Annotated in this window: 12 protein-coding genes; 7 read left to right on the forward strand and 5 right to left on the reverse strand. The window is 44.0% G+C overall.

Annotated elements, in window-relative coordinates:
* Positions 1–22: 22 nt before the first annotated feature.
* The 5 genes from AAE02nite_RS09625 (at position 23) to AAE02nite_RS09645 (ending at position 3,763) form a co-directional block, all read left to right on the forward strand.
* Entirely contained in the window at positions 23–604 is a 582-nt protein-coding gene (locus AAE02nite_RS09625) for an acyl-CoA thioesterase (RefSeq protein ID WP_146897512.1), read from the forward strand.
* Between the two features lie 313 nt (positions 605–917).
* Complete coding sequence (locus tag AAE02nite_RS09630; RefSeq protein ID WP_146897513.1) at positions 918–2,084, forward strand: hypothetical protein; 1,167 nt, start codon at positions 918–920, stop codon at positions 2,082–2,084.
* Between the two features lie 250 nt (positions 2,085–2,334).
* Positions 2,335–2,964, forward strand: coding sequence for a DUF2975 domain-containing protein (locus AAE02nite_RS09635; protein ID WP_146897514.1), 630 nt, complete (start codon positions 2,335–2,337; stop codon positions 2,962–2,964).
* Positions 2,965–2,969: 5 nt separating this feature from the next.
* Positions 2,970–3,176 (forward strand): helix-turn-helix domain-containing protein, encoded by a 207-nt coding sequence (locus AAE02nite_RS09640; protein WP_146897515.1) that lies wholly within the window; start codon positions 2,970–2,972, stop codon positions 3,174–3,176.
* Positions 3,177–3,229: 53 nt separating this feature from the next.
* On the forward strand, positions 3,230–3,763 hold the full coding sequence (locus AAE02nite_RS09645; RefSeq protein ID WP_170252566.1) for a GNAT family N-acetyltransferase: 534 nt from the start codon (positions 3,230–3,232) through the stop codon (positions 3,761–3,763).
* An 81-nt stretch (positions 3,764–3,844) separates the two neighbouring features.
* Here the strand turns inward: AAE02nite_RS09645 and AAE02nite_RS09650 are convergent, their stop codons facing one another.
* The 4 genes from AAE02nite_RS09650 to AAE02nite_RS26270 all read right to left on the reverse strand — a co-directional run bounded on the left by AAE02nite_RS09650 (position 3,845) and on the right by AAE02nite_RS26270 (position 6,931).
* Complete coding sequence (locus AAE02nite_RS09650) at positions 3,845–4,585, reverse strand: energy transducer TonB (protein WP_146897517.1); 741 nt, start codon at positions 4,583–4,585, stop codon at positions 3,845–3,847.
* Between the two features lie 165 nt (positions 4,586–4,750).
* The gene (locus tag AAE02nite_RS09655; RefSeq protein ID WP_146897518.1) at positions 4,751–5,221 is read right to left on the reverse strand and encodes a hypothetical protein; all 471 of its coding nucleotides are present in this window, start codon (positions 5,219–5,221) and stop codon (positions 4,751–4,753) included.
* 35 nt (positions 5,222–5,256) lie between these two features.
* On the reverse strand, positions 5,257–6,558 hold the full coding sequence (locus AAE02nite_RS09660; protein ID WP_146897519.1) for a Gfo/Idh/MocA family protein: 1,302 nt from the start codon (positions 6,556–6,558) through the stop codon (positions 5,257–5,259).
* Between the two features lie 88 nt (positions 6,559–6,646).
* A complete protein-coding gene (locus tag AAE02nite_RS26270; RefSeq protein ID WP_170252567.1) occupies positions 6,647–6,931 on the reverse strand; it encodes a hypothetical protein in 285 nt (94 codons plus the stop codon).
* Between the two features lie 300 nt (positions 6,932–7,231).
* Between AAE02nite_RS26270 and AAE02nite_RS09665 the strand changes: the two genes are divergently transcribed.
* Positions 7,232–7,438, forward strand: coding sequence for a hypothetical protein (locus tag AAE02nite_RS09665; RefSeq protein ID WP_146897520.1), 207 nt, complete (start codon positions 7,232–7,234; stop codon positions 7,436–7,438).
* Positions 7,439–7,517: 79 nt separating this feature from the next.
* On the opposite strand, the gene AAE02nite_RS09670 is transcribed toward AAE02nite_RS09665, so the two are convergent.
* Entirely contained in the window at positions 7,518–7,769 is a 252-nt protein-coding gene (locus tag AAE02nite_RS09670) for a hypothetical protein (RefSeq protein WP_146897521.1), read from the reverse strand.
* A gap of 711 nt (positions 7,770–8,480) precedes the next feature.
* Between AAE02nite_RS09670 and AAE02nite_RS09675 the strand changes: the two genes are divergently transcribed.
* Positions 8,481–11,630, forward strand: coding sequence for a SusC/RagA family TonB-linked outer membrane protein (locus tag AAE02nite_RS09675; RefSeq protein WP_146897522.1), 3,150 nt, complete (start codon positions 8,481–8,483; stop codon positions 11,628–11,630).
* Positions 11,631–11,640 lie beyond the last annotated feature (10 nt).

Consider the following 11,640-nt stretch of genomic DNA (forward strand, 5'->3'; position numbering starts at 1 on the left):
TAATAAATTTAAGGCATTATTTATGATACTTCCGGAATTCAGAGCGGTAGCCTACTCCCAAACAACTTTAACCGAATTAATGGTACCGGCTTATGCCAATTTCGGGGGCAAAATACACGGTGGCATTCTGCTCTCGCTTATGGATAAAGTGGCTTATACCTGCGCGGCCAAACACGCCGGCAATTATTGCGTTACCGTAAGCGTAGATGGCGTAAATTTTCTGCAACCCGTGGAAGTAGGCGAACTCGTATCGTTAATGGCTTCGGTAAACTACGTGGGCCGCACCTCTATTTTGCTAGGTATAAAAGTTATTGCCGAAAATGTTAAAACCGGTACCGTAAAGCACACCAATACCTCCTACTTCACCATGGTGGCCAAAGACGAAAGTAATAAACCCACCCAGGTACCCGGTCTGATACTCGAAAACCGGGAAGAGGTACGGCGCTTTCTGGAAGCGATTAAACGCAAAGAGATGAAATCCTTGTTCCAGGAAGAATTTAACAATGCCAAAACCAACTTAACTATAGAACAGGAACTCAACCGGCTGGAAGGCGAGCGATGCAAAGTAAGCTACCTGAATCTTCCGGCTTCCCGGCATAAATAAAAGCTTTAATCCCACTAAGTTTCCAGACCCAATTTTTCGGTTAAAAACTTAAAAGCATCAGCACGCTGCCGGAGGAAAATATTTTATTATTAACTGTACTAAAAGCTGGCATAATCATCTACCCAATGGCGGCAGCTAACCTCAAAATAATACCCAGCCCGGGAGAAGATAATGCGCTAATAACAGCGTAAACACATTGAACCTGAACCAGTACAGAAATGTTCTGCCTGCACCATTTACCCGTATAATTTCTAAAGTTTAGGAAAGCTAAGCTCCGACAATCAAACTGGTACCTAAATCACAGGTTAATTTCATGAATTATCGATATAAAGAGCGGGGGCCAGCTACGTACCATAAGGCACAGCAGGTACTTACTTATTTAAAGCCTTACCGGCTTTGGCTAGGTGGTGCCCTGCTGCTGATTATTTTCGGCGCAGCTCAAACCCAACCGGTAATGCCAACTGCTATTGTACTAAAACCAATAACTACCCCAATTACCCCTAAAGAATTTTTTGTAGCCGGGGTAGTAGATGAGCGCCGCGACCGCAAAGCCGTGGCTTATCTAGTACCGCCAACCAGTACTCCGGCAAAACCCAGTCCAACTCAGCCCATCGATTTAGAAGGAGGCGGCCTACCCGCCATCCGGCAATTCATTCTGCAGGGCATGCGCCGGAATATGAAGCTGCGGCCGGTGGTGGTACGCGTAAAAGAATTTAAATTAACCGAAACCGCTAATGCGAGCGGTTGGGTAGATGGACAGGTAAGTGTAGTTCTAGCGTTTGATATTCAGAACGAAGGCAAAACCATGCGCTCGGTAGATTATAAAGGCGGCGCACGATATAGGAGGCACCCCAACCAGTTTACCGTAATAGAACCAACCTTGCGGCAATCGCTGACCGATGCTTTAAACTATTTGAACGGCTGGATGGAAAAGAATGCCCACCATACCGAAGAACTGGCCCAAGGGCTCAAAGTAACGTTTAAAGATTTTAACCAGAACACCGATCCTGATACGTTGTTTTACAACCCGAAAAACCCACTGACCTGGAGCGATTTCCGGGCGGAGCCGCGGGGTGGCCGTTTTGCGGCCGCGGTTTTCCCCAGCTTTGCTTACGAAGGCGAAAGCAAAACCATTAATGGCGTGGTGCATCTTCATATAACGGTAAAAGTTTTTGTGGTGCGCGATGCTTCCTGGGTACGGGCGGGCCGCGATGATTATGGCTTAAACCACGAGCAGCGCCACTTTGATATTGTAAAACTTATAGCCGAACGGTTCAAACAAAAAATTAAGCCCAGTGCCCTCACTGTAGAAGATTACAACAGCATTATTCAGAACGAATTTTTGGAATCGTGGCGCGAAATGACACGATTACAGGAACAATACGATAGCGAAACCGGGCACGGCACTAACCACCCCAGTCAGGAAGCCTGGAACCTACGCATCGACGAAGAACTACGCAAGTTCGGGGTCCGCAAGTAAGCTACCAGGTTAAAACCTGGTTAACAAATTGCCAGCCTGCACAAATCCCTGACAAGGCCATAAAATAGTACCCTTTATTGTGCTAAAGGAGTTGTAAGGCAGCAGCGCCTTTGCATAGAAAGTAAAAGTGACGGCTACTTGTTTTATTAATTATCAAAATATATTTATCGAATAACAATAAATACATTTTGATAATTAATAAATTATTATTTCTTTTGGTCGAGTTAAAAGCCTCTAAACTTATTATGCTATGAAAACCTTAGGCCAATATTCCCTCTCCGCTTTCCTAAAATTTATTATTTACGCCAGCTGGTATATTCAGCTTTTTTTTCTGGTGCTGCTCACGGTACTTTTAACCATAAGCTTTATTGCTAAAGATAACATTCAAAGCGATTTAACGGTACGATTAACCCAAAGTAAGCCGATGGCGGTTACGCCTGCGCCAACTGCCACTAATATTAATAACGTTACCTTAAAATTAAACGCCGGCGAATTGTACTTTACCCAAGACAAAAGCGTCCCTCTGGTAATTTATAACCTGGGTGTTATGTGGATTGGCTTTGCCATTTCGCTGGGCATTACCAACCTGCTGCGCAAAATATTCGACAGCCTGACGGATAACAACCCGTTTGTAATTGAAAATGCGCAACGCCTCCGGCAGATTGCCTTGTTAATTATTTTAATTGCCCCACTCACTTTTATGCGCGATTTATTTCTGAACTGGTATTTGCGGCAAAACTTTGTTATTGACGGCAGCGTCATTCAAACCCACCTGACGCTCGATTTCAAAACCGTATTTATTGGTTTAATTTTGCTGATAATTGCCGAGATATTCCGGATTGGTACCCGGTTAAAAGAAGAGCAGGAATTAACCGTTTGAACCCGATGCCGATTTATATTAACTTAGATTTACAACTGGTAAAAAAGAAAATGTCGCTGACGGAGCTTTCGGAGCGGGTTGATATTACGATGTCTAACCTATCTATTCTGAAACAGGGTAAAGCCAAAGCAGTGCGCTTTTCTACGCTCGAAGCCATTTGCCGCGAACTGGAATGCCAACCCGGCGATATTCTGGAATACAAAGCCGAGTAATGCCCAATGGTCGGCTATGCTGGTACTTACCAATTACTAAACTATTAATTCGGATGGATGCGATTTATTCTGAGCGCTTAAAGTTAGTACCTCTAACCAACCGGCAATTGCAATTATGGGCGCAGAGCCGGACCGCTCTCGAAAAAGAATTGGGCCTGAACGCCAATATCATTCAGATGGATACCCAGATTGCGGCCGAGCTACAGGACGCTTTGCTGAATACCTGGCTACCCGGTACGGCGGCTCACCCCAACCATTATTTTTGGGTAACCAACTGGGAAATTATTTTGCCGGAGAAGAATATATCGGTGGGTGGTATTGGTTTTGCCGGTTTACCCGACGCGAACGGCGAAACCATGGTGGGCTACGGCCTAGATGCAAAACACCACGGTCGAGGGTACGCTTCTGAAGCGTTGGCTTGCCTGTTACGGTGGGCTTTCGGGCACGAGACTTTAAAAGCCGTGATAGCTACTACCCCACCCGATAATTACCCGTCGCACAAAGTGCTCACGAAAAACGGCTTTACCAACCTGGGCCACCTGGACCCGGAATATATTTACTGGCGACTGGAGCGAAGTAATTTTTAAAGAAATAGTCAATTTTAAGGCAGAGGCTGAAATTGCTCCTGCATAACACGCATTATTATTGGTTATGTTAAGCTGTTCTGACTATTGTAACCCGAACCGGAAAGGCAAAGCATGAACGTAGGCTCTTGGCACACCTTCTTCCATAGCCGGTTTAAAATCTGGCATGGCGCGCGCCACCCGTAAAGCTTCCCTATCCAACGATGAGGAGACCTTTTTTACCACTTCTGAGCTAATAAATTTGCCGGTTTCATCAATAATTACTTGCACCACAACAACTCCTTGCTCTTTGTCTCGCAGTGCCGCCGCCGGGTATCTTAAATTATTCGTCAAAAATTTAAGTAATGCGTTAGGCCCACCCGGGAATTCCGGCAGTTCTTCGTGCGGATAAAAGCTGACCGCTGTTCCGTCCTCGTTAAAACATTCACCAACTTTCAGCTCCCCCTTAATAAAGTTTTCGCGGCGCTTAAGTTGCCCGCTAGCATAGTACCCAACAGCCTGCCCTTCTTTTTTGCCTTGCCGGTACTGGGTAGTGTAATATAACTGACCATTTTTATGCCATTTTTGGGCTAAACCTTCCGGAAAAAATACACCTTCGGGAGTTTTGATAAAGTTGGTTTCGGCATGTTTCTCACCGGTTATAAAATAAGTAATTTCGGTTTTGCTGCTTTTTCCCTTATCTGTAAATTCTGTAACTTTATAATAGGCCGCGCCTTCTTTTCCGGGTAATAAATTAAATTTCTGGCCAAAATATTCCGGGTCGGTTTGGCTAAAAGCTGATAAACTAAGCGTTAAATAAGAAACTATAACAAGTAGAAAGCGCATGAATAAATTTTTTATATAAAATCAACCTATTATTTAAAATTAGGTTGATTGTTCATCCTGACAAACTTCTGTAAAAACTTATTTTGTTTTCCCGAACCATAATGTACTTGGCTAAAAAGCGATTCATTGTTTTATAGGTGTGGTTATGTGCTTTAGCCTTTTCAATCAATCCAACCAGTATAGAAAGGGTGTAGTAATTGATAGGGAATATAAGTTGATAAAAAAGCATACTATTACAATGACAATCAATAAATTTCGATTATGCGTCCCTCTATCAGTTTTATCATATTTTAAGGCAAATAATATGAGGCTAGGAATTGAAAGAATTAGAAAAGAGTTTGTCGCCAAACTTTGGTTTTTATAAACTATATTTAATTCTTCTGTCTTAACTTTATCACCTAATAGATTATAATACAAATAATCAGAAAGCCCTAAAACTATTAATGGGATAATTAGGGAACCTACACCAATTAAATATCCACTACCATTTTTAATAATCCATGCTTTTATAGAATTATTTCTAAGTAACTCAGTTTTATAAACTCTTTGAGATTGATATACATGTGCCATTAAAACTAATGGCCCTACGATTAATAAAACTATCTTCAAATAATTCTCAAAAGTCCAATGCGCCATTTTACTTATTTCAATTACACCTAACCATAACTAAATTACACCACCGGGTACTTCCATTCGCCGCGGTACTCGCGGCTGAGTAATTTATTGGCTTCGGGGTCGTTCAGGATAATTTCTTTGTCGCCGTCCCAGGCTATGCTGCGGCCTAGTTTGTACGAGAGCATACCCAGCAGAGCCATATTAGTAGAGCGATGGCCTATCTCAATGTCACAAACCGGTAGTTGTTTGCTTTTTACCGATTGCAGGAAATTGGCCCACAATTGCTTAATATTCTGACTGTCGGGCTGGTTTAGCCTGGCGTCTTCGTGCAATACCGGCTTGTTTTTATCGGTGGGGTAAAAAGTCCAGCCCTGGTGCCAACCCATGTGAAACGTGCCTTCGGTACCATAAAAATAACAGCCCACGTTTTCACCTTTCTCGGCGTTATTTCCCGCAAACTGACGGTGCTCCCAGTTTACGGTAAAATCTTCGAACTCGTAAGTAGCTACCTGGTGGTCGGGCGCATCGGTGTTGTCTTGCCGGATAGCACGGCCGCCGGTAGAGAATATTTTACGCGGGAATTTTTCTTCGGTCCACCACAAAATCTGGTCGAGCCAGTGAATACCCCAATCGCCGAGTTGCCCGTTGGCATAATCTAAATAAGCCCGGAAGCCTTTCGGGTGAATGGTTTTGTTATAGGGCCGGAAGGGAGCCGGACCGCACCACATTTCCCAGTTCAAGCCCTGCGGGGCTTCGCTGTCGGGTGTTTTTTGACCGGGGCCGCCGCCGTAGTGTACAAACGCCCGTACCATCCCAATCTTGCCTGCTTTCCCGGATTTCAAAAATTCCATGCCCGATACATTATGCGGCGATACCCGACGGTGCGTACCCACCTGCACCATCCGGTTGTTCGCCCGGGCGGCTTTTACCATGGCTTTACCTTCATTTATGGTGTGGCTAATGGGTTTTTCTACATACACGTGCGCGCCCTGCTGCACGGCGGCAATAGTAATAAGCGGATGCCAATGATCGGGCGTAGCTACAATCACAATTTCGGGTTTTTCGCGGGCCAGCAACTCTCTGAAATCGCCGTATTTTTTGGGCTTATCGCCATTTAATTTTTCTACTTCCAGCGCGGCGGCCGTGAGCATATTTTGGTCTACATCGCATAATGCTACAACTTTAGATTCGCCGGCGGCAATGGCTTCGCGCAAAATATTCATGCCCCACCAGCCGCTACCTACCAAAGCCGTGCGGTATGGCCGGGTTTTTCCGGCTACCGAAATTAGGGGCAACGACCAGGCTGAATAGGCGACACTGGCGGCAGCCGAAGTTTTAATAAAATTTCGTCGGTTCATTGTTAAGAGTAGTTAGCAATTAGTAATTAGTTTTTAGTAATTATTTTTTCGATTACAAGCTAAAGCTATTAGAATGAAGTATGGGAAATTAGCTAAGGTATAACTCCAGAATTCTTAAATTTAAGCAGATGATAATTATTAAAAAAATCATCAGAAGTGTTATTCCAAAGGCCCTCCTTAATTTTTGACCGCCAGAATACTGTTTCCAAAAACAGAAAATCTGGTAAGTTTTCAGAAGACTTGCCAGTAATCCTATTCCGGTAAAAACGCTTTCAGCAAAAACGAATATTATCTTCGAAACTACAAGCCCGTTTAAATTTATATTTATTAAATAGGGAGACGATAAAATAGCAAGAGCCGTAATTCTTTCCATTGGTGCAAAAGCCAGTTTGGGCGTATGGGCAAGAGGTTATTTACTGATTAATCAATAGAGATAAAACATTCGATATTCTAAAACTCCCAAAGCACGGTGAGGATGAAAAGAGCGCCTTATTTTATAGCCAAATATATCCTGAGGCGCAAAACACCCTTTCTAAAATGCAAACTTTCCTCCGCATAAATACCTAATTTTTCAGGAAGCATAAAAATACTTGCCTGAGACTTAACCTTTTAATAAAAAAGGCAGTAATATCCCTTCCAAATAATTATTTATCAACCTCTTAAAACCGATGTGATGAAACATTTTTTTGACTATGATTTAAACAATCCCCAGGAAAGAATGGAGCGGTTCCAGAACTACCCCGAATTATCTAAGTTCTATATAGCGCTGCGGGAAGAACTATCGCAGGAAGAATACGAGAAGCTATACGAAGCAGAAAAAGAATCTTTTAAGGCATTAACCCCCGCCAATTCCCCGAAAAAGTTACAATGGATACGATAGCACCCACATATTATAATATTTGAAAAGGGTAAACAATAAAATGTTTACCCTTTTTCTTTTCTGGAAGCAAGGTATTTCTTTATTCTTCGCGCACGTACGGGTGCTGATATTGCAAAGCTTCTGCTTCGGTAATTATGGTGTAGGTATTCAGCATGTGGCTGCCTATCCCCGTGTTTAAACCTTTTACATACAAGCCCTCCGGCGACCGGTAAATAGCGTAATTATGCTTCCCGAACGGGTACAAATTATTGCTGCGCAACTCTTTGGCTTTGGTCAGGTCTAGCTGTTGGTTGTCCTGCGTAGTCACCAAAAATAGATTCTTATCTTTCATAACCGATAGATAATGGTTTTTAATTATTAAGACAAGTGTTTTACCTACCTATTACATACTCCAAAATAACTACATTCGTAAAGGTTCCTATTCAGGCTTCTGTTTAACCTGGCTTACTTCCTGGTTCCGCCGGTAATAGCAATTGCCTGGTCAGCTAATAAGGTAATTAAAAACGCAGTTTTTATACGACGGCATAATCATTATTAAAATATTACCCGTAGTAATATCAAATAATATCGAATAGGTATGACTGAAGACGAATTACTTAAGCATTTAAATAATGTTGAAATATCCGTAAAATATCAATCCTCAGTGCTGACAATATTGTAAAGAACATTACTGCTTCTCCGGTAAACCTGCACTGCAAAATACCAGTCAGCCGGTTTTAAGATTATAGCCGCCCGGTAAAAAGAAAAACTATCCCTACTGATAACTTAGCCCGACTCAGATTTAAATAAAGACAAATTTAACCTATTCGCTCCTCCTTTTTTTGACTAACCACTTCGGCAGTACCATTGCAATATTCTGAAGACTCCATCGATTGCGTAAAAAATATTTACAAAAATTTAACAATAACTTTAAATAATTACAAAATTTTCAAAATATTGATCTGTTTATTGCCTTATCTTCCGTACATTTAAATACTTTTTCTGTTTTAAATACAGTATTCTTACTCACATTGTTACCACCCATTGTTTAAAATGTTCTAACATGAAAAAAAGATTACATTGCCCGCAATATCTGTTCTGGGTACTGCCGTTGCTTCCTTTGCAGCCGAATCTGGCGCAGGCCGAAAGCACAGTAGCAGTAGCCGGGACATACACTTCCCCGGAGGCAAGTAAAGCGGCCGCTGCCTTCTTAAATAATAAAAGTACCAGCATCAGCTTTAAAAATAAGCTGGCAGAAGTTACCGTTCAGGGTAAAGTAACCGGCGAAAACAACGATGCGCTGCCCGGCGTTACGGTGCAGGTAAAAGGCACCACCACCGGTACCAGCACCGGCGTAGATGGTTCTTATTCGCTTACCGTACCAGATGGCAACGCTACTTTGGTTTTTTCTTATGTAGGTTACACTACGCAGGAAGTAGCCATTAATAATCGTACTACCTTAAACGTTACGTTGCGGCCCGATGCCAAAGCCCTGGAAGAAGTGGTGGTAGTGGGTTATGGTACCCAGAAAAAAGGTGATGTAACCGTAGCCGTGGCCAGCGTAGCGGGCGAAGCCATTGCCGAACGCGGTACGGTAAACCCGTTGCAAGCCGTGCAAGGCCAGGTAGCCGGGGTCGATATTTCGGCGGGTTCCGGTCGGGCCGGTACTAACTATAATATTCAAATCAGGGGGCAAAACTCTTTGGCCGGCGGCTCGCCTTTATACGTGGTAGACGGCGTAATTGTACCGGATATTAACTTCCTGAATCCGCAGGACATTGCCAAAATGGATGTTTTGAAAGATGCGGCTTCTACGGCAATATATGGTTCCCGGGGTTCTAACGGGGTAGTTATTGTTACCACCAAACAGGGTAATCTGGTAAAAGGCGGCGCTACTATCTCATACGACGGCTATACAGGTATCCGGCAAAACGTACGCATGCCCGATTTTATGGAAGGGCCAGAGTGGTGGGAATTCCGGCAAAATTCTTACATCGTACCGGAACTGATCGCGGGCAACAACCCTACTGATATTAGTACCGCCGGATCTAATAACCCGGAAGTAGCTCGCCGCATTGCCGAAAATGATTATACCAACTGGCGCGATCTGGTAATGCAAACCGGGGTACAAAACAACCATTGGCTTACGGTTTCGGGTACCAGCAGCAACAACATGCAATATGTATTGGGTGCGGGTTACCAAAACGAAAAAGGTAACTTAATTAACGAATATTTCGATCGGTATAACTTTAAAGCCAGCGTAGATCACAAACTCAACGACCACTGGGCGGCTGGTGCTGCCTTTAATTTTGCAATCTCCGAGATTGAACGGGGCAGTGATTTGGCTGTTACCAATGCCTTCCGGATGGCACCTATTTTTAAACCGTACGATGATCAGGGTAACCTGGTGTTCCGGCCGGGCCAGATTCCAATACCTGGTACCACCAACGTTACCAGTATGACTAGTTCAGTAAATCCTATTCTGGACAACCAGAATTCAGATAATAATACCCGCCGTTCGTTTGGGGTTGGTAATTTATACCTGCAATATTCACCTGTAGAAGGCGTAAGCTTCCGGTCTACTTTTTCGCCGCGCGTTACCTTCGAAAGAAACGGTCGTTTCTGGGGTTCGCAAACCGAAAGCCGGGGCGGCTTACAGCCGGCGGCCGAGTTGCGTAACAACGAAGCTTTCTCTTATATCTTAGATAACATAGTTACTGTAAACAAAGCATTTAAAGAACATAGCTTTACTTTTACCGGTTTGCACAGCATTCAGCAGGAGCGCTACGAAAGCAATTTTAGCCGGGTAACCAACCTGCCTTTTAATTCTTCTTTCTATAACCTGGGTACCGCTTCCAGCCGCGAGCGCATTGAAAGTGATTTCAGCAAAATATCGCTTATTTCGTACATGGGCCGGATCAATTACGCCTTCCGCGACCGCTATTTGGTAACCCTGGCCGCCCGCTGGGATGGTTCTTCTAAACTATCGCCAGGGAATAAATGGTCCTCGTTCCCGTCGGCGGCTATTGCCTGGCGCTTATCCGAGGAAAGTTTTATGGATGGTTTCGATTTCCTGACCGATTTAAAAGTAAGATTAAGTGCGGGGGTTGCCGGTAATAACAATAACATTAGTGCTTACGGTACCCAAATGAACCTGAGCAGCCCTACCTTCTACGATTTCGGCGGTACACTGGGCTTAGGTTATACGCCTAACCGCCTGCCCAACCCTGGCCTTACCTGGGAGCGAACCCGCGAATATGACCTGGGTCTGGATTATGCCTTATTTATGGGCCGCGTTTCCGGCTCTATTGATGTGTATGATAAACTTTCGCAGGGTGTAATCATGGACCGTGATGTGGCTATGGAAAACGGCTGGGTATCTATCAAAGACAACGTTGGTTCGGTAAGTAACAAAGGTGTGGAATTATCTTTAAGAACGGTAAATATTGCTACCGATAACTTTGAGTGGTCTACTACTTTTAACTTTGCCCGCAACAAAAACGCAATTGTGGAACTGCTGGATAAAAAAGAAGATTTACCCGGCAACGCCTGGTTTATCGGCGAGCCCATTAACGTAAACTACACGTATATTTTTGATGGCATCTGGCAGGAAAACGAAGCCGACCAGGCGCTTATTTACAAACAAATTCCCGGCATGGCCCGGGTAAAAGATATAGATGGCAACGGCGTATTAAATAATGCCGACCGCGCCATTATCGGGCAACGCGACCCCAAATGGACCGGTGGTTTCTCTACATCGGTCACGTACCGGGGCTTCGATTTTTCAGCTTCTTTATTTGCCCGCCAAGGCCACCAGGTGCTCAGCACGTTCCATCAGGAATTTACCAACTTAGCCGACCGCGGCCGGACCAAACTGGACGTGGATTATTACATGCCTGCTAATAATATTACCCCGGCTCGGGTTTCGAACACCTACCCTATGCCGGGCCGCCCCGGCGATTACTGGTCTTTGGTAGGGTATTACAAAGATGCCTCTTTTGTGAAAGTACAGAATATTTCGCTGGGTTACACGCTGCCGGCCAGCTTGCTGGAGCGGGTAAAAATTAAGAGCGTGCGGTTGTATAGCAATATATTAAATCCGTTTGTTTTCTCTGATTACGATGGTTTTGACCCGGAATACGCCGCCGAATCTTTAAATAATACCGGGGTTAGCACCGTTACTTACCAGTTTGGGGTAAATCTGAAATTTTAATCTGAATAGA

Origin of the sequence: Adhaeribacter aerolatus (genome assembly GCF_007991635.1) — a bacterium.
Taxonomy (GTDB): Bacteria; Bacteroidota; Bacteroidia; order Cytophagales; family Hymenobacteraceae; genus Adhaeribacter; species Adhaeribacter aerolatus.